This is a genomic window from Actinoplanes sp. NPDC023936 (assembly GCF_040639325.1).
Taxonomy (GTDB): Bacteria; Actinomycetota; Actinomycetes; order Mycobacteriales; family Micromonosporaceae; genus Actinoplanes.
This window is the reverse complement of the sequence record NZ_JBEZZR010000039.1, coordinates 20203-36905: the sequence shown is the minus strand read 5'-3', so window position 1 is coordinate 36905 and position 16703 is coordinate 20203. Positions and strand designations below refer to the sequence as shown.

The window sequence follows — 16703 nt, the reverse complement described above, 5'->3', positions numbered from 1 at the left end:
CCAACGAGCTTCGGCAGACTCCTCGGCATGGATGCCGTCGAGATCAGCAGACTGCAGTTCGCCGTCACCGGATCGGTGCATTACCTGTTCGTGACGCTGTCGCTGGGGCTGGTCCTGTTCGTCGTGGTGTTCCAGACGCTGTGGACGATCCGCAAGGATCCGGTGTACGAGCGGCTGACCAAGTTCTGGGGCCGGCTCTACGTCGTCAACTACGGCGCGGGGATCATCGGCGGGCTGGTGATGGAGTTCCAGTTCGGGCTGAACTGGTCGGGCCTGGCGCACACCACCGGCAACGTGTTCGGGGGCCTGATCGCGATCGAGACGATCGTGGCCTTCTTCATCGAGGCGACCTTCCTCGGCATGTGGATCTTCGGCTGGGGCCGGATACCGCGCCTGCTGCACCTCGGCCTGATCTGGGTGGTGGCCATCACCGCGTACGTCTCGGCGTACTGGATCCTCGCGGCCAACGCGTTCCTGCAGCACCCGGTCGGTTACGAGCAGCGCGACGGGATCACCTTCCTCACCGACTTCGGCGCGGTGATGCGCAACCCCAACCTGCTCGACGCGCTGCAGCACGTGGTGTCCGCGGCGGTGGTGACCGGCGCCCTGTTCGTCGCCGGGGTGAGCGCCTGGCAGTTCCTGCGCCGCACGCCCGATGTGGCCGAGTTCCGCAAGTCGTTGCGGCTGGCCGTGTTCGCGCTGCCGTTCGGCGTCTACCCGGCCATCCACTTCGGCTTCCTGCAGGAGGTGGTCATCGAGAGGACCCAGCCCGGCAAACTCGCCGCGATGTACGGCGACCCGGTGCGCGCGGCCGAGGCCCAGCAGGAGCTGACCGCGCGATTCGGGCCGGGTGACTGGATCCCGCCGGACTGGGTGTCGACGCCGTACCAGATCATGATGCAGACGTCCTTCGCCCTGGCGCTGGTCTCGATCGCGCTGCTGGTGCTGCTGATCCGCAACTGGGTGGTGCGGCTGCGCGTCCCGCTCTACCTGCTCGTCGCGCTCATCCCGGTGCCGTTCGTGCTGGTGATCTGCGGCTGGCTGGTCCGCGAGGTCGGCCGGCAGCCGTGGGCGGTCTACGGCCTGCTGTCCACACCGGATGCCGCCAGCCCGCTCTCCACCGGCGCCGCCGCGGCGTCGTTCACCGGCTTCGCCCTGGTGCTGGGCGGGCTGGTGCTGCTCAACGTCGTGCTGCTCCGGCGGTTCGCGCGCCGGGGCATCGAGGACGACGCGCTCGGCATGCCGCTGGGCGCGACCCTCGGATCGTCCACGTCCGATGACGACTCCGTACTCCTGGGGCGGTGAGTGTGCCGTGGAATTGTTCTTCGTGCTGCTGCTGGGCCTGCTCTTCGGCGGCTACCTGATACTCGACGGGTTCGACATCGGCAGCGGCATGCTGGTCCGGCCGCTCGGCCGCACCGAGTGGGAACGCCGGGCGATGATCACCTCCTTCGGCCCGTTCCTGCTCGGCAACGAGGTGTGGCTGGTCGCCACCGCCGGGATCCTGTTCGGCGCGTTCCCGGTCCTGGAGGGCGAGGTGCTCGGCGAGCTGCGGACCCTGCTCTGGCCGCTGCTGGTGATCTGGCTGCTGCGCGACATCGCGGTCTGGTCCCGCAGCCGGCTGCCCGGCGCCAGGTGGCGCGGTTTCTGGGACACCACCCTGGCCGTCGTCAGTGTCCTCTTCGCGGCCGGGTGGGGCGTCGTGATCGCCGGCCTGATGGTGCGTCTCAGCGGCGCGGCGGATCCGGCGTACGGATGGTTCGCGCTGCTCTGGGCCGTGACGATGGTCGCGGTCTTCGCCGGGCACGGCGCCGTGTTCCTGACCGCCCGGCTCCCTCAGGTGCCGGCCGCGGCGGTGGCCGCGACCGCGCGCCGGTTGCTGCTGGCCGGCGCCGCCCTGCTCGCTGTCGCGGCCGTGGCGACGGCCTTCGCCGGCGTGCTGCCGCAGCGGGCCGGTGTGCCGGCGGCGGCCCTGCTGGCCGGGATCGCGGCGGCCGCCGCGCCACTCGTCGCGCGGGTGCTGCTCGGGCGAGGCCGGCCCGCTCTGGCCCTGACCGCCACCGCCGCCTCGGTCGCCGGGCCGCTGCTGATGGTGGCGGCGGCCGGGTGGACGACGGTGTACGACTCGACCGCTGACACGGCGTCGCTCGCGGCGCTCGGCGGGATCACCCTCGCCGCGATACCGGTGATCGTGCTCGCCCAGGCCTGGATGTGGTGGGTGTTCCGGCGCCGGGTGGACGAGCGCTCGGTGGTGTTCTTCTAGTGCGGCACGGCGTCCCGGCCGGGCCGATGGCGGCCCGGCGGCGGCCGGGGCTGGTCCCGCGGCTCGTCGCCGGGCCGGTCCCGCGGCCCGCCACCGGGCCGGGGTCAGGTCAGCGGGCGGCCGCCGAGCAGCGTCTCGCCGTAGGCGAACACGGTGCCCTCGCCGACCTCGCGCGGCGCCAGCGACGCCAGGTCGGCGAACGCCGGATCGGTGGTCAGCCACAGCTCGGCCGGCCCGGACCGCAGGCCGGTGAAGGTCACGTCGGTCACCCGGGACGCGACCAGACCGGTGACCGGCTCCTCGCCGGGCACCCAGGAGGGGAAGAGCCGGCTGTGCGCGAGCGGCAGGGCGAACAGCGGCGGCGGGACGGCGTCGTCCGTACCCGGGTGAACCGTGCCGCGGGCGATCCGCTGGCCGAACGCGGACGCCGTGCCGGTGAACGTCCCGCCTCCGCCGGGCGGTGGCCCGGCCCGGCCGGCACGCACCGGCAGGGTCTGGCTGATCTGGCCGAACTGCTTCGGCATGCCCTGGATCCAGCCGCGCATCAGCGGCACGGTGCTGTCCACCCAGGCGTACGGGCACCGGACCATCGGCGCTCCGCGGTGCTCGCAGGCGAGCAGGATGAGGAATTCGGCGAACCGGCAGCGCTCCGGGGCGCCGAGTTCGTCGCCCGGCTCGGAGCACCACTGCCACTCGGCCCAGACGGCCGCGGCCGCCCCGGCGTCCGGGCCCGGATCGAGGCCGGGCGGCAGGTGGCGGGCCACCGCCTCCGGGTCGGCGCGGTACTCCACCATCACCACCTCGCCGGAGAAATGCCACGGCGGCGGGGTGACCATCGCGGCTGTGCCCGAGGGCGACAGCGGCAGCGTGTAACCGTACGGTTCGGTCCGGGTGATGAGATCGTCCATGTCGGACACCGTAGGTTCGGTTGATCCGGCGGTTCTCGAGCACGGCTCGACGCAGGTGCCAACCGAGGGAGGAAGCGACCGCATGCGAGCGGACGAGACAACCATGGGTGAGGCGGCCGTCACAGCGACCGACCTGACCCGGGTGTACGGCAGTGGTGACGGGGCGGTCCGGGCCCTGGACGGCGTCTCGGCGTCGTTCCCGCGCGGCCGGTTCACCGCCGTGATGGGCCCGTCCGGATCGGGCAAGTCGACGTTCCTGCACTGCCTGGCGGGGCTCGACCAGCCCACGTCCGGGCAGGTCACGATCGGCGGCCAGGATCTCACGCGGCTCGGCCGCACCGCACGCGCCAGGTTGCGGCGGGAGCGGATCGGCTTCGTGTTCCAGGCGTTCAACCTGCTGCCGGTCCTCACGGCTGAGGAGAACATCACGATGATCGCTCACCTCGCCCGGCGCCCGGTCGACCGCGCGTGGATGACGCAGCTGGTGGCCCGCCTCGGCCTCGCCGACCGGCTCGACCACCGGCCGGCGGAGCTCTCCGGCGGGCAGCAGCAGCGGGTCGCGATCGCCCGGGCGATGCTCACCCAGCCGGACGTGATCTTCGCGGACGAGCCGACGGGCAACCTCGACTCCCGCTCCGGCACCGAGGTCCTGCGGTTCCTGCGCGAGGCGGTACAGACCGAGAACGCGAGCATCGTGATGGTCACCCACGACCCCAAGGCCGCGGCGTACGCCGACGAGGTGCTCTTCCTCGCCGACGGGCGGATCGTCGACACGCTCGCCAAGCCCACCGTCGACGAGATCCTGACCCGGCTGCGCCGGATCTCCGGGCCGGAGTGAGGGGACCGGGATGCGCATTCTCTGGCTGATCGCCCGGCGCTCGCTGGCCCAGCGCTGGCGCCGGCTGCTGGGCACCGTCGCCGCCGGCGCGCTCGCGACCGGCCTGCTGGCCGGCACGCTGCAGTTCATCCTCCAGTTCACCGCCGCGATCGACGAGGCGAGCGGCAGCGAGTACGCCACCGTCTCGCTCGTGGCCCGGCCCGGTGTCGCGCCGGTGCGTGGCCCGGAGAGCGGCGCCGGCGGCCTGGTGCCGCCGGCGGCGGTCGATCGGGTGGCCGAGTTGCCCGGCGTCGCCGCGGCGGCCGGTGACGCGGCCGCGCCGGCCGAGATCGTCGGCGCGGACGGGCAGGTGGTGCCGCCGACCGCCGGTGGCGGCAGCTACCTGCGGCCGTGGCTCGACTCGCCGCTGCTCTCGGCGTACACGCTGGTGGCAGGCCGGGCGCCGGCCGGCGCCGGCGAGGTCGTGATCGACCAGCAGACCGCACGCAGCGGCGGGCTGGAACCCGGCGACGTGACCACGATGCTGCTCTCGGAGGAGGCCAGCCGGGTCACTGTCGTCGGCGTGGTGACGGTCGGCGGCGGTGACGCGTCGGCGGGCGGGCTCACCGTGCTCACCGACCCGGCCCGGGTACGCGCGGCGGCCGGCCTCGGCGACGACTGGCAGGCGCTGTGGGTGGCCGCCGAACCCGGCACGGACCTGGCCGCTCTGGCCGCCGCGATCCGCACCGAACTAGCCGGGGACGGACCGGTGTGGGTGGGCACCGGCGCGGAGGTGCGCGACGCACAGCGGCGCGCCATCGCCGACCTGGCCACCCAGATCACCACCAACCTCGGCATGCTGGCCCTGGTCGGGGCGTTCGTCGGGATCTTCGTGCTGGCCGGCACGTTCGGCACGCTGGTGCGCCAGCGCGCCCGGGACCTCGCGCTGCTGCTGACCGTGGGCATGACGCCGCGTCAGGTCCGCCTGCTGCTGCGCGCCGAGGCGGTCCTGGTCGGCCTCGCCGCGGGTCTGCTGGGCCTGCTCGTCGGTCTCGGGGTGGCCCGTCTGCTGGCCCGGCCGCTGGCCGGCACCGGGCTGGACACCGGCGGCGCGGGTCCGCAGCTGGGTCTCGGCTACCTGCTGCCGCCGCTGGTCGCCGGCCTGCTGATCACCTGGCTGGCGGCGGCCCGCCCGGCGTGGCGGGCCTCGCTGACGTCACCTGTCGAGTCGCTCGCCGAGGCGTCGGCCGACTCGTCCGGCCGATCCCGGCGGCGGCTGCTCGGCGCGCTGCCGGTGCTGGTCCTCGCCGGGCTGTTCGTGGCGCTCAGCTTCTTCGCCCGGCGGGAGGACCCCACCCCGGAGGGCGTGACGTCGGCCGGCGCGGCAGCGATCCTGGCCGGGCTGCTGCTGCTCTCCGCGCTGGCCGTGCTCGGGCCGTACGTGGTGCCGCCGCTGGGCCGGGTGGTCGGCATGCTGGCCGTCGCGGTGCGGCCGGACGTGGGCCGGATGGCCCGCGCCTTCATCGTGCGCAGCCCGCGGCGGGTGGCCTCGGCCGCGTCCCTGCTGATGCTGACCGTGGCGCTGTCCACGGTGACCTGGGCGCTGGTCACCTCCATCACCGAGGGCCGGGCGGACCGGGGGACCGCCGCGGTCCGGGCCGACCTGGTGGTGAGCACCGACGGCGGAAGCGGCCTGCCGGCGTCGGTCGCGGAGGAGGCCGCCGCCGCGCCCGGGGTCCGGGCGTCCGCCGAGCTGGTGCCGGTGCGGACCATCGTGGCCGGCCCGATCCCGCCACCGCGGGTCCGCGGCCGGGAGAGCGTGGTGCCGCCGCTGACCGTCACCGGCACGGACGGCGCCGGGCTGGCCGCCCTGCTCGACCTCGGCGCCGCCGGGCCGGCGGTGTCCGGCCTCGGCGACGGGCAGGTCGCGCTCGCGGCGGAGGTCGCCGAGGCGTACGACTGGCCGGTCGGCACCCGGATGACGGTGCGGGCCGCGGAGGGCGTCCGCGAGCTGGAGGTGGTCGCGACGTACTCGCGGGAGGCGCAGGTCACCGCCGGGGACGCGATCGTCACCCGGGCCACGGCGCGGGCGGTCGATCCGGTGGCGTACGTCGCCGCGGTCCTGGTGGAGGCGCCGGACACGGCGGCCGACGGGATCCGGGCGGCGGTGTCCGACGTGCCCACCGCGCGGGTGGACACGGTCCGTGCCTATCTGACCGGTTCCGGCGGCGGGCTGCCGTTCGATCCCACCCTGCTCTACGTCTTCCTCGGCATCGCGATCGTGACGGCCCTGGTCGGGGTCGCGACCACGCTGTCGCTGTCGGTCGCCGAACGGTCCCGCGAGTTCGGCGTGCTCGGCGCCGTCGGCGCCGCCGAACGCCAGGTCCAGGCGCTGGTCCGGTGGGAGGCGGCCACGGTGGTGGTGCTCGGCACCGGCCTCGGCGTCGCCACCGCGCTGAGCGTGGTGCGCCTGGCGCAGGCGGTGACCGGCAGCGATCTGATCGGGGCGCGCCTGCCGGTGTACGCGCTACCGGTGATCGTCCTGGGGGCGGTCGCCGTGACAGTGCTGGCGTCGGTGCTGCCCGGCCGGCGGGCAGCGCGCGTCCCGGTGCTGGTGGCCGTGCACCGGGAGTAGGCCTCCAGCCGTGCTCGACCGGCGGACGATGCGCTCCTGTGAACCTTCTCGGGACGGAGACAGAGTGATCGTCTCGAGGAGGACGGCTGATGGGCGGTATCGCGGGCTGGCTCGATTTCGAGCGTGACCTGAGCACGCATCGCGGGGTGGTGCTGGCCCAGCTGGGCACGCTCGCCCCGCGCGGGCCGGACGACGAAGGCGTGGTCGTCACCCCGCACCTGGTCGCCGGCCACCGGGCACGGGCGGTCGTCGAGCGTGGCCGGGCGCGCCAGCCGGTCACGGTGCGGGGACCGGGCGGCGGGCACGCGACGCTGCTGCTCGACGGCCAGATCTACAACTGGCGCGAGCTGCGGGCCGAGCTGGCCGCCGCCGGGCACGAGTTCACCGGCGGCGGAGACGCGGAGACGGCGGCGCACGCGTACCTGCGCTGGGGTTCCGCCTTCGCCGAGCGCCTCGACGGCATGTTCGCCGTCGTGGTCTGGGACCGGGTGCGGGAACGGCTGGTGCTGGTGCGTGACCGGCTCGGCGTGAAGCCGCTGTTCTACCAGCGGGTGGGCGCGGGTCTCACGTTCGGCTCGGAGCCGAAGGCGCTGCTCGCGCACCCGCTGGCCGACCACGGGGTGGACGCCGACGGCCTGCGTGAGCTGCTGGCCTTCACCAGCACGCCGGGACGGGCGGTCTTCCGCGGCATGCGGCGGGTGCTCGCCGGCGGGATCGTCGAGGTGGATCGCGATGGTACGAGCGAACGCCGCTACTGGGAGCTGACCGCCGAGCCGCACACCGACGGCCTGGACGCCACCGTCCAGCGGGTGCGTGAGCTGCTCGGCGAGTCGGTGGCCCGGCAGCTGGACGCGGACACCCCACCGGGTGTGCTGCTCTCCGGCGGTGTCGACTCCTCCACGGTGGCCGCGCTCGCCGCTCGGGAGCTGGCCCGGCGAGGTGAGGGGCCGCTGCGGACGTACACGATCGGCTATCCCGGCGGCGGGCCCCCCGCGCCCGGACCGATGCGCAGTTCCGAGGACGCGCCGTTCGCGGCCGAGGTGGCGGCGCACATCGGCGCCGAGCACACCTACCTCGAACTGGACCCGGCGGAGCTGCTCGATCCGGTGGCCCGCGGCTCGGCGGTGGCGGCCCAGCAGGACATGCCGGTGGCGGCGCCGCAGTTCCCGGCCTCGCTGCGGCTGCTGTGCCGCCGGGTGGCCCCGCACAGCGGTGTGGTGCTGGCCGGTGAGCAGGCGGACACCGTGTTCGCCTCGTTCATGGGCATGGACGACCCGGCCGTGATCGGCGCGGACACCTATCCGTGGATCGCGGCCACCCGTGACCGGCTGCCGCCGGCCGGGCTCGGCACCGGGCTGCTCGCCCCGGACCTGCTGGACAAGCTGGACGTGCACGGGTACCTCGCGGAGACGTACCGGGCCGATCTCGCGCGGGTGCCGCGCCTGGACGGCGAGGACAGCGCCGAGGCCCGGCTACGGGAGATCTACTTCCTGCACCTGCAGGGCTGGCAGGAGTTCGGCTGCGCGCTCGACGACGGTGTCAGCGCCGCCGAGGGCGTGGAGCTGCGGTGGCCGTTCTGCGATCACCGGCTGGTGCAGTACCTGTTCAACGTCCCGTGGTCGCTGAAGACCTCGGGCGGTCCCAAGGGCCTGCTGCGTGCCGCAGCGGCTGACCTGTTGCCGGCGTCGGTGCTGGACAGGCCGTCCAGCCAGTTCCCGACCGGCCGGAACCCCGCCTATGCCGGGCTGCTGCGCCGGACGGCCGGTGAGGTGCTGGCCGACCCGCACGCGCCGGTGCGCCAGCTGCTCGACGTGCCGGCCGTCGAGCGGGCCCTGCGCGCGCCGTTCGAGCCGGCCCGCGCCTGGCGGGACCTGACCGATCTGGAGATGGTCCTGCAACTCGACCAGTGGCTGAGGAACACCGCCGCGCGGCTGTCGATCTGAGCGCCGCCACCACCGACCACCTGGAGTGCGTACATGAGTCCCAGCACACCCCTGTTGCGTGAGGCCAATCTGACGGAGATCGAGTCGCTGGCGCTCAGCAGTGAGCTGAACATGGCGGACGGCCATGCCCGTCAGGAGCTCACCGAGGCGCAGCGGAGCATCGTCGACGAGTTCCCCGATCTGTTCCACAAGGCGGCCGCGCAGCCGGTCGACGATCTCGAGCGCGAGGCACACCGCGCCTTCCTGCACATGATGGGCCAGCACACCTTCCCGACCCGGGCGGGCGGCGTGCTGACCTGCTACTCGTCGTCGGTCGCGATGGAGATCCTGGCCCGCTCGCTGGCCACGGCCGGCGGTGGCTCGGTCGCGCTGGTGCACCCGACCTTCGACAACATCCCCGACCTGCTGCGCGGCAACGGCCTGCGGCTGCTGCCGGTCGAGGAGGACGTGCTGCACCACGGGCCGGTCGCCGCGGCGGTGCCGGACGGGGTGCGATGTCTCTTCGTCACCACGCCGAACAACCCGACCGGCCGGGTGCTGACCGAGGACCGGCTGGCCGGGCTCGCGGCCGAGTGCGCCGCCAAGGACGTGGTGCTCGCCCTGGACACGTCGTTCCGCGGATTCGACACCCGGAGCCACTACGACCATTACGCCGTGCTGCGGGACAGCGGCTGCCGCTGGGTGGTCATCGAGGACACCGGCAAGCTGTGGGCCACCCAGGACCTCAAGGTGGGACTGCTGGCCTCCAGCGAGGACGTCGGCCTGCCGCTCGCGAAGATCCACTCCGACATCCTGCTCGGCGTCTCGCCGTTCATCCTGGTGATGGTCACCCGGTTCGCCGAGGACGCGAGGGCGGGCGGCCTGGCCGACCTGCACCGGTTCATCGCGGCCAACCGGTCCCTGGTCCGGGCGACGCTGCACGACGTGCCCGGCCTGACCTTCCCGGACGACGGCGCGCGGGTCAGCGTCGAGCGGGTCGACCTGGGCGACCGCCCCTGCCTGGACGTCTGGACCAGGCTCCGGCAGGGCGGCGTCTACATGCTGCCGTGCAGCCAGTTCCACTGGGCCGAGCCGGCCCGCGGGGATCGCTCGCTGCGGATCGCCCTGGCCCGGACGCCGGGGGCGCTCGACGCGGCGGTGCGGTCGCTGCGAGCCGTGCTGCTGGACGAGTGAGCGGCGGGCGGCACTGGCGAGCGGGCGTGGTCCAGTCCGTGGCGCCACCCGGCATGATCGACCTCGGGCCGGGCTATCTGGATCCGGCGCTGCTCCCGGTGCGCGAACTGGCCGGGGCGTACGCGCGAGCATTCGACGAGTTCGGCCCGGCCGCCCTGGCGTACGGCGAGAACCGGGGGCCGGAGCCGCTGCGGGAGGCGCTCGCCGCCCGGTCCGGCACCGATGCCGGCCACGTGCTGGTCACTGCCGGATCCTCGCAGGGACTGCACCTGCTGGCGGTGACGCTGGGCCGGCCCGGCGACGTGGTGCTGGCCGAGCCGCTCAGCTACGACTTCGGCCTGCGCATCCTCACCGACCACGGGCTGCGCGTGCGCACCGTCGAGTCGGACCGCGACGGACCGGTGCCCGGCGCTCTCACCGAGGCGGCGCGCCGGTTCCGCGGGCGGGGACAGCGGGTCGCGTTCGCCTACCTGATCCCGGCGCACCGGAACCCGACCGGTGTGACGGTTCCCGAGGAGCGCCGCCGCACGCTGGTGCGCGAGGCGGCGGAGGCCGGGGTGCCGATCGTCGAGGACGACGCGTACGCCGGGTTGCGCTACGACGGCCCGCCGGAGCCGCCGTCCCTGCACGCGCTCGCCGGGCGCCGCGGTGTGGCCCGGCTCGGCACGTTCGCGAAGACCCTGGCGCCGGGGCTGCGACTGGGCTGGATCGAGGCGGAGCCGTCGCTCGTCGCCCGGTGCGCCGGCGCCGGCTGGGCGGACAGCGGCGGCGGCTTCAACCATCTGGCCGCGCTCGCGGTGGCCGGCTTCCTGGCCGACGGCGGCTACGACCGCCATCTCGGCCGGCTGGTCGGCGAGCTGCGGGCTCGCCGGGACGCGCTCACCGGCGCGCTGGGCGTGGCCGCGCCGCACGGCGGGTTCTTCGTCTGGCTGCCCGCCGATGACGGTGCCGGTGCCGGTGCCGGTGCCGGCCGGGCGGTGCGCGAGCGCGCGGCCGAGGCCGGGGTCTCGGTGGCCGACGGCGCCCGGTTCGGGGCCGCGGGCGCCGGCGCGGTGCGCGCGGCGTTCAGCTTCCATCCGCCGCACGTGCTGGCGGAGGCCGGCCGCCGGCTGGCCGCCGCCCGGCCGGCTCCAGCACGACTGGACGCCGGGTCCACAACACGTTGACAGCATCGCCGGAACGAGAGGGGACGGCCATGGCCGGTCACACCGACAACAGCATTCTCATCGACGCGCCGCTGGAGCTCGTGTGGCGCCTGACCAACGACGTGGAGAGCTGGCCGGAACTGTTCAGCGAGTACGCCAAGGCGGAGATCCTCGGCCGGGACGGCGACACGGTCCGGTTCCGGCTCACCACCCACGCGGACGAGCAGGGCAACGCGTGGAGCTGGGTGAGCGAGCGCACTCCGGACGCCGGCCGGCGCACCGTACGGGCGCAGCGGGTCGAGCCCGGCTGGTTCAAGTACATGAGCCTGTTCTGGGAGTACACCGAGGCGCCCGGCGGCGTGCGGATGCGCTGGGTACAGGACTTCGAGATGCGCCCGGACGCGCCGGTCGGCGACGAGGGGATGGCCGAGCGGCTCAATCGCAACACGGCCGTGCAGATGGAGCGCATCCGGACGCTCGTCGAGTCGGCCGCCCGGACGGCCTGAGATGGCGCTGCTGCTGCCCGTCGCCCTGCTCACCGGCGGCGTGGTCGCCGGGATGCTGCTGTGGTCGGCGATCGGCGGCGTGCCGTGGATGCGGCGGCTGAGCGGGCCGGAGTACGTGCGGCTGCACCGTTTCTGGTCGCCGCGGTTCGATCCGCTCGCGCCGATCGCCGTACTGATCACCATCGCCGCCGACATCGCGCTGGTGGCCATCGGACCGGCGCGGGCCGCCCGGCCCGCGCTGATCGTGGCGGTGGCCGCGCTGGCCGGGGTGATCGCGGTGTCGGCGAGCCGGGCGGCGCCGCTGAAGCGCCGGGTCCTCGCGCTCGACCCGGATCGGCTGCCGGACGACTTCGCCGCCCGTGACCCGCGCGCCGACTGGCAGCGCTGGAACCTGGCCCGCACGGTGCTGGCGATGGGCGCCTTCGCGGCGAACGCGGCAGCCGTCGGCCTTCTGCTGTCCACCTGAACCCGCCGAACCCGCCTAGACGGCTGTCCACCTGAATCCGGCGAGACGAGGAGAGAAATGACGACCGACACCGACGTACGCGTAATCCTCTGGTACCGCGTGCCGGAAGGCGACGTGACGAGCCTGGCCGAGACGTACCGCCGGATCGGCGACCAGCTCGCCGGCACCCCCGGCATGGTCAGCAGCGAACTGCTGAGCTCCCGGGACGAGCCCGGCGTGCTGATGGTGACCAGCCGCTGGCGCACCGAGGACGACCTGCAGCGCTGGGTGCACTCCGACACGCACCGGCACACCACGCCGCTGCGCCCCTATCTGGACACCGGCCGGACCCGGCCGTGGGAGACGTTCGACGTCGCCTCCGAGACCTGACCGCCGACCGCGAAGGGAGTGCCGTGAACGATCAGGAATCCCCGCTCGACCAGCTGCGCAACACCGCCGCGATGCTGTTCGAGCTCGCCCCGCACACGCCGTCACGGATCCGGCTGCGGTCCGGCGACGCCAGCATCGAGGTCCACTGGCCGCAAGCGGGTCCGGCGCCGGCCACCGCGCCGGCCACCGCGCCGGCGCCCGCGCCGCCGCTGGTCACCGAGGAGGCCGCCGACGACACGCTGGTGGCCGTGCGAGCGCCCCTGCTGGGGACGTTCTACCGGTCCCCGGCGCCCGAGGCGCCGCCGTTCGTGACGCCCGGCGACAAGGTCGAGAAAGGGCAGCAGATCGGCATCGTCGAGTCGATGAAGCTGATGAACCCGGTGGAGTCGGCGGTGGCCGGCACGGTGGTGGAGGTGCTGGTCGCCGACGCCGCGCCTGTCGAGTTCGACCAGGTGCTGCTCACCGTGACCACCGCCGGAGCCGGTGACGGTTGCGCCGAGGTGTTTCCCGGAGGGCGATCATGAGGTTCCGCTCGGTGCTTGTCGCCAACCGCGGCGAGATCGCGGTACGCGTCGTGCGGGCCTGCCGGGAGCTCGGCATCCGCTCGATCGCCGTCTACTCGACCGCCGACCGGGACGCGGTCCTCGGCCGGCTCGGTGACGAGCAGGTCCACATCGGACCGGCGCCGGCCCGGCGCAGCTATCTGAACGCCGCCGCCCTGATCGAGGCCGCCGTGCAGCGTGGCGCGGAGGCGGTGCATCCGGGATACGGATTCCTCTCCGAGGACCCGGACTTCGCCGCCGCCTGCGCGGACAACGACCTGACGTTCGTCGGACCGCCACCGGAGGTGATCAGCCGGTTCGGCGACAAGGCCGCGGCGCGCACCGCGATGGCCGAGGCCGGGCTGCCGATCCTGCCGGGCACCGGCACGGCGGTGGAGGAGGACGAGGCGCGGGCCGCCGCCGACCGGATCGGCTATCCGGTGATCATCAAAGCCGTCGCCGGTGGCGGCGGGCGCGGGATGGAGATCGTCACCGAGCCGGGCGCGTTCGCGGCGGCCTACCGGCGGACCAGGGACACCGCCCGCGCGCTCTTCGGCGACGACCGGGTCTGCCTCGAACGGTTCCTGACCGCCGCGCACCACATCGAGGTGCAGGTGCTCTGCGACGAGCACGGCAACGCCGTGCACCTCGGGCTGCGGGACTGCTCGGCGCAGCGGCGGCGGCAGAAGCTCGTGGAGGAGAGCCCGTCGCCGGTGGTCAGCCCGGAGCTGGCCGACCGGATCACCGCCGCCGCGCTGCGCGGCGCCAGGGCGGCCGGGTACCGGGGCGCGGGCACGTTCGAGTTCCTGCTCGACCCGGCGAGCCGGGACTTCTACTTCATGGAGGCGAACTGCCGGATCCAGGTGGAGCATCCGGTGACCGAGATGGTGACCGGCGTGGACCTGGTCCGCGAGCAACTGCTGATCGCGGCCGGCCAGCCGTTGTCGATACGGCAGGAGGACGTGCGCCCGCGAGGCGTGGCGGTCGAGTGCCGGATCAACGCCGAGGACCCGGATCACGGCTTCGCGCCGGCGCCCGGCCCGCTGGTCGAGTTCGTGCCGCCGGGCGGGCCGTTCGTGCGGGTGGACACCCACGCGTACCCGGGAATGACAGTCACCCCGCACTACGACTCCCTGATCGCCAAGGTCATCTGCTGGGGGCCGGACCGGGACACCGCCCTGGACCGGATGGACCGCGCTCTCGCCGAGCTGCGGGTGGCCGGTCCCGGCGTCCGCACCACCACCGGATTCCTGCGGGAGCTGATCGCCCATCCGCTGTTCCGCAAGGGCCTGCACACCACCTCCCTGGTCGACCGCGTCGTCGCCGAGCGGGGACCCCAACCACCTGGAGCTCACCCATGACGCTGACATCCGACATCTCCCTGGTCCGCGGCGCGGACGGCGAGGTGACCCTGCTCATCGACGGTGTGCAGGCGATGCAGGGCTGGGAGGCGGAGCTGATGTGGCGCTCCGCGGACCTGCTCTGCGCCGGCGGCGGCGACTTCCTCGAGGTCGGCCTCGGCCTCGGTTTCTCCGCGCTGCGCATCGCCGGCCACCCGGAGACCCACCGGCACACCGTGATCGAGAAGCACGCCGAGGTGATCGACCTGTTCCGGGCCGAGCATCCGGCCGCGCCGGACAACCTCGACATCGTCCACGCCGACTTCTTCGACCACCTGGACCGGCTGCCGGAGGCCGCCTACGACGGCGTGTTCTTCGACCCCGAGCTTCCGCGGGAGCTCTTCGAGGACCGCGCCCGGCTGGACGAGTTCATGCCGCGGCTGGTCCGCGCGCTGCGGCCGGGCGGCCGGTTCGTGCCGATGTTCTCGCTGGACGGCGCGGTGCCGGACGCCGCGACCTGCACCACCACCCCGGCCGCGATGCTCGACCGCTACCTGCGCTTCTTCGACCGCGTGGAGGTGCTCCGGCACCCGTACCGGGCGTACGCCGGCACCGAGTACACCCCGGCGGACACCGGCGACGCGTTCATCCTCTGCTTCGCCCGAGCCTGACCGCCGCCAACCCGGAAGGACCCACGATGGCACAACGGACCTTGATCATCGCCCGGATGGACGAGGGCGACCAGCAGGCGGTCGCGGACATCTTCGCCGAGTCGGACGCCACCGATCTGCCGCTGATGCTCGGCGCCTCCCGCCGGACGCTGTTCTTCTACCGCGGGCTCTACCTGCACCTCATCGAGGCGCAGGACGGCCTCACCGACCGGCTCTACGACGCCCGGCAGCACCAGCTGTTCGACGACGTCAACACCAAGCTCAGCAAGTTCATCTCGCCGTACGACCCGGCCTGGAAGGAACCTCGCGACGCGATGGCCGAGCCGTTCTACACCTGGGTGCGGTGAGCGGGGTGTTCCGCGTGCTGCTGACCATGCGGATCGACCCGGACCGGGACGCGGAGTTCGAACAGGCCTGGACGGAGATCGCCCGGGTGATCAGCCGGGAGCCCGCGAACCTCGCGCAGGAGCTCTACCGCGAGCCCGGCCCGGTCTACCACGTCGTCACCGACTGGACCGACGAGGAGTCGTTCCGCCGCTTCGAGACCAGCGAGGCGCACCGGGGGAACCGGGCGCGGCTCGACCCGTACCGCCGGGCGGTCCGGATGACCACCATGCGCCTGGTCCACCGCTCACCAGAGGGAAGGAAAGCCTGATGCCGGCGACCACCACCACGCCCGTGACCCGGGAGCGACTGAACGGCCTGATGCAGGCCTACAAATCAACGAGCCTTCTGCGTACGGCCGTCGAGCTGGGCGTTTTCGACGCCCTCGCGGACGGCCCCGCGACGGCGGACGCGCTCGCCGGCCGCCTCGGCACCCACCCGCGGGGGACCCGGATCCTGCTCGACGCGATGGTCGCGATCTCGCTGGCCGGGATCGACGGCGATGCCTACCATCTGCCGCCCGGCGCCGAGCAGTTCCTGGTCAGCAAGAGCCCGCAGTACCTCGGCGACATGACCAAGGTGATCTCCAGCGACTGGGAGTGGGACGCGCTGAAGCGGCTCCCCGAGGCGGTCCGGCACGGCGGCACGGTGATGGACGAGCACGCCGAGACGGCCGAGTACCAGTACTGGGTGGACTTCGCCTCGTTCGCCTCGGCGATCGCCACGCCGACCGCCCAGGTGATGACCGACGCCCTGGAGCACTTCGCGGCGGCGCGCCCGTCGCTGAAGGTGCTCGACATGGCCTGCGGGCACGGCATTTATGGGTACGCCTTCGCGCAGCGTCACCGGCAGGCCACCGTGACGAGCCTGGACTGGGAGAACGTGGTGCCCGTCGCGGCCGGCCACGCCGAGCGGCTGGGCGTCTCCGACCGGGTCGGATTCCTGACCGGCGACATGTTCACCGAGCCCCTCGGCGGCCCGTACGACGTGGTGATGCTGACCAACGTGCTGCACCACTTCTCCGAGGAGCGCGGCATCGAGCTGCTGCGCCGGGCACGGGAGGCGCTGAAGCCGGACGGCCGCCTCGCCCTGGTCGGGTTCACCACCGGCGACGGCACCCCGGCCGAGGACCCGGCGCCGTACCTGTTCTCGATTCTGATGCTGGTCTGGACCGCGCAGGGCGAGGTGCACTCGAAGGCCGCGTACGACCGGATGCTGTCGGCGAGCGGCTTCGCCGACCCGGAGCTGCACACGGTGGCGCACCTGCCGCTGCGGGTGCTCATCGCCTCTCCGGCACGGTGAGGCGCCGCCTCGCCGGTGTCCTGGCCGCCGTGGCCCGCGCCGTCTGGCGTGGCCTCGTCCTGCACGGCTCGGCGATGGCGGGCGTGCCGCTGGACGAGGACCGGGAGCGGCCCGAGCCCGATCGCCCGCTCACCGACCACGAGCGAACGATGTGGACCGAGATCGAACGCCGCATCGCGCCACCCCGCTGACCGGGGGCGGGGTGTGCCGCCACGGCGCATCCCGCCCCGCAGCCGGAC

General features: G+C 73.7%; 17 protein-coding genes and 1 pseudogene. 17 read left to right on the top strand and 1 reads right to left on the bottom strand.

Annotation, left to right across the window (positions count from 1 at the left end):
* Positions 1 to 27 precede the first annotated feature (27 nt).
* Both AB0F72_RS34430 and AB0F72_RS34425 read left to right on the top strand, forming a co-directional pair.
* Complete coding sequence (locus AB0F72_RS34430) at positions 28 to 1305, top strand: cytochrome ubiquinol oxidase subunit I (protein WP_360440507.1); 1278 nt, start codon at positions 28 to 30, stop codon at positions 1303 to 1305.
* Entirely contained in the window at positions 1277 to 2263 is a 987-nt protein-coding gene (locus AB0F72_RS34425) for a cytochrome d ubiquinol oxidase subunit II (RefSeq protein ID WP_360440504.1), read from the top strand. The genes AB0F72_RS34430 and AB0F72_RS34425 overlap by 29 nt, the downstream gene beginning before the upstream one ends.
* Positions 2264 to 2367: 104 nt before the next feature.
* Here the strand turns inward: AB0F72_RS34425 and mppR are convergent, their stop codons facing one another.
* Positions 2368 to 3171: an enduracididine biosynthesis enzyme MppR gene (mppR, locus tag AB0F72_RS34420; protein WP_360440501.1), complete on the bottom strand. Its 804-nt coding sequence runs from the start codon at positions 3169 to 3171 to the stop codon at positions 2368 to 2370.
* Positions 3172 to 3253: 82 nt separating this feature from the next.
* Here mppR and AB0F72_RS34415 point away from each other — a divergent pair, with 82 nt between their 5' ends.
* From AB0F72_RS34415 to AB0F72_RS34345, 15 genes and pseudogenes are all read left to right on the top strand, one after another.
* The gene (locus tag AB0F72_RS34415; RefSeq protein WP_360440498.1) at positions 3254 to 4009 is read left to right on the top strand and encodes an ABC transporter ATP-binding protein; all 756 of its coding nucleotides are present in this window, start codon (positions 3254 to 3256) and stop codon (positions 4007 to 4009) included.
* A gap of 10 nt (positions 4010 to 4019) precedes the next feature.
* Complete coding sequence (locus AB0F72_RS34410) at positions 4020 to 6623, top strand: FtsX-like permease family protein (protein ID WP_360440495.1); 2604 nt, start codon at positions 4020 to 4022, stop codon at positions 6621 to 6623.
* A gap of 89 nt (positions 6624 to 6712) precedes the next feature.
* On the top strand, positions 6713 to 8566 hold the full coding sequence (gene asnB, locus AB0F72_RS34405; RefSeq protein ID WP_360440492.1) for an asparagine synthase (glutamine-hydrolyzing): 1854 nt from the start codon (positions 6713 to 6715) through the stop codon (positions 8564 to 8566).
* Positions 8567 to 8599: 33 nt separating this feature from the next.
* The gene (gene mppP, locus AB0F72_RS34400; RefSeq protein ID WP_360440489.1) at positions 8600 to 9739 is read left to right on the top strand and encodes an enduracididine biosynthesis enzyme MppP; all 1140 of its coding nucleotides are present in this window, start codon (positions 8600 to 8602) and stop codon (positions 9737 to 9739) included.
* 26 nt (positions 9740 to 9765) lie between these two features.
* On the top strand, positions 9766 to 10905 hold the full coding sequence (gene mppQ / locus AB0F72_RS34395) for an enduracididine biosynthesis enzyme MppQ (RefSeq protein WP_360440485.1): 1140 nt from the start codon (positions 9766 to 9768) through the stop codon (positions 10903 to 10905).
* A gap of 32 nt (positions 10906 to 10937) precedes the next feature.
* Positions 10938 to 11390: pseudogene (locus AB0F72_RS34390) on the top strand (SRPBCC family protein); the annotation flags it as partial.
* Between the two features lies 1 nt (position 11391).
* The gene (locus tag AB0F72_RS34385; protein ID WP_360440482.1) at positions 11392 to 11856 is read left to right on the top strand and encodes an anthrone oxygenase family protein; all 465 of its coding nucleotides are present in this window, start codon (positions 11392 to 11394) and stop codon (positions 11854 to 11856) included.
* Positions 11857 to 11913: 57 nt separating this feature from the next.
* A complete protein-coding gene (locus tag AB0F72_RS34380) occupies positions 11914 to 12225 on the top strand; it encodes an antibiotic biosynthesis monooxygenase family protein (RefSeq protein ID WP_360440479.1) in 312 nt (103 codons plus the stop codon).
* A gap of 23 nt (positions 12226 to 12248) precedes the next feature.
* Positions 12249 to 12749 (top strand): acetyl-CoA carboxylase biotin carboxyl carrier protein, encoded by a 501-nt coding sequence (accB, locus tag AB0F72_RS34375; protein ID WP_360440476.1) that lies wholly within the window; start codon positions 12249 to 12251, stop codon positions 12747 to 12749.
* Positions 12746 to 14128, top strand: coding sequence for an acetyl-CoA carboxylase biotin carboxylase subunit (locus AB0F72_RS34370; protein ID WP_360440473.1), 1383 nt, complete (start codon positions 12746 to 12748; stop codon positions 14126 to 14128). Before accB ends, AB0F72_RS34370 begins: the two co-directional genes overlap by 4 nt.
* Positions 14125 to 14778 carry a class I SAM-dependent methyltransferase gene (locus tag AB0F72_RS34365; RefSeq protein WP_360440471.1) on the top strand — a complete coding sequence of 218 codons (654 nt, stop codon included), beginning with the start codon at positions 14125 to 14127 and terminating at the stop codon, positions 14776 to 14778. The genes AB0F72_RS34370 and AB0F72_RS34365 overlap by 4 nt, the downstream gene beginning before the upstream one ends.
* Positions 14779 to 14804: 26 nt before the next feature.
* Positions 14805 to 15125: a TcmI family type II polyketide cyclase gene (locus AB0F72_RS34360; protein ID WP_360440468.1), complete on the top strand. Its 321-nt coding sequence runs from the start codon at positions 14805 to 14807 to the stop codon at positions 15123 to 15125.
* A complete protein-coding gene (locus tag AB0F72_RS34355) occupies positions 15122 to 15433 on the top strand; it encodes an antibiotic biosynthesis monooxygenase family protein (protein WP_360440465.1) in 312 nt (103 codons plus the stop codon). Before AB0F72_RS34360 ends, AB0F72_RS34355 begins: the two co-directional genes overlap by 4 nt.
* Positions 15433 to 16464 (top strand): class I SAM-dependent methyltransferase, encoded by a 1032-nt coding sequence (locus AB0F72_RS34350; RefSeq protein WP_360440462.1) that lies wholly within the window; start codon positions 15433 to 15435, stop codon positions 16462 to 16464. Before AB0F72_RS34355 ends, AB0F72_RS34350 begins: the two co-directional genes overlap by 1 nt.
* Positions 16461 to 16655 (top strand): hypothetical protein, encoded by a 195-nt coding sequence (locus tag AB0F72_RS34345; RefSeq protein WP_360440459.1) that lies wholly within the window; start codon positions 16461 to 16463, stop codon positions 16653 to 16655. Before AB0F72_RS34350 ends, AB0F72_RS34345 begins: the two co-directional genes overlap by 4 nt.
* The last annotated feature ends 48 nt before the right edge of the window (positions 16656 to 16703 follow it).

Excerpts from the sequence above, each read along its gene's own strand:
- AB0F72_RS34430 (WP_360440507.1), top strand. The coding sequence starts at position 28 with ATGGATGCCGTCGAGATCAGCAGACTGCAGTTCGCCGTCACCGGATCG.
- AB0F72_RS34425 (WP_360440504.1), top strand. The coding sequence starts at position 1,277 with ATGACGACTCCGTACTCCTGGGGCGGTGAGTGTGCCGTGGAATTGTTC.
- mppR (WP_360440501.1), bottom strand. The coding sequence starts at position 3,171 with ATGGACGATCTCATCACCCGGACCGAACCGTACGGTTACACGCTGCCG.
- AB0F72_RS34415 (WP_360440498.1), top strand. The coding sequence starts at position 3,254 with ATGCGAGCGGACGAGACAACCATGGGTGAGGCGGCCGTCACAGCGACC.
- AB0F72_RS34410 (WP_360440495.1), top strand. The coding sequence starts at position 4,020 with ATGCGCATTCTCTGGCTGATCGCCCGGCGCTCGCTGGCCCAGCGCTGG.
- asnB (WP_360440492.1), top strand. The coding sequence starts at position 6,713 with ATGGGCGGTATCGCGGGCTGGCTCGATTTCGAGCGTGACCTGAGCACG.
- mppP (WP_360440489.1), top strand. The coding sequence starts at position 8,600 with ATGAGTCCCAGCACACCCCTGTTGCGTGAGGCCAATCTGACGGAGATC.
- AB0F72_RS34385 (WP_360440482.1), top strand. The coding sequence starts at position 11,392 with ATGGCGCTGCTGCTGCCCGTCGCCCTGCTCACCGGCGGCGTGGTCGCC.
- AB0F72_RS34380 (WP_360440479.1), top strand. The coding sequence starts at position 11,914 with ATGACGACCGACACCGACGTACGCGTAATCCTCTGGTACCGCGTGCCG.
- AB0F72_RS34370 (WP_360440473.1), top strand. The coding sequence starts at position 12,746 with ATGAGGTTCCGCTCGGTGCTTGTCGCCAACCGCGGCGAGATCGCGGTA.
- AB0F72_RS34365 (WP_360440471.1), top strand. The coding sequence starts at position 14,125 with ATGACGCTGACATCCGACATCTCCCTGGTCCGCGGCGCGGACGGCGAG.
- AB0F72_RS34360 (WP_360440468.1), top strand. The coding sequence starts at position 14,805 with ATGGCACAACGGACCTTGATCATCGCCCGGATGGACGAGGGCGACCAG.
- AB0F72_RS34350 (WP_360440462.1), top strand. The coding sequence starts at position 15,433 with ATGCCGGCGACCACCACCACGCCCGTGACCCGGGAGCGACTGAACGGC.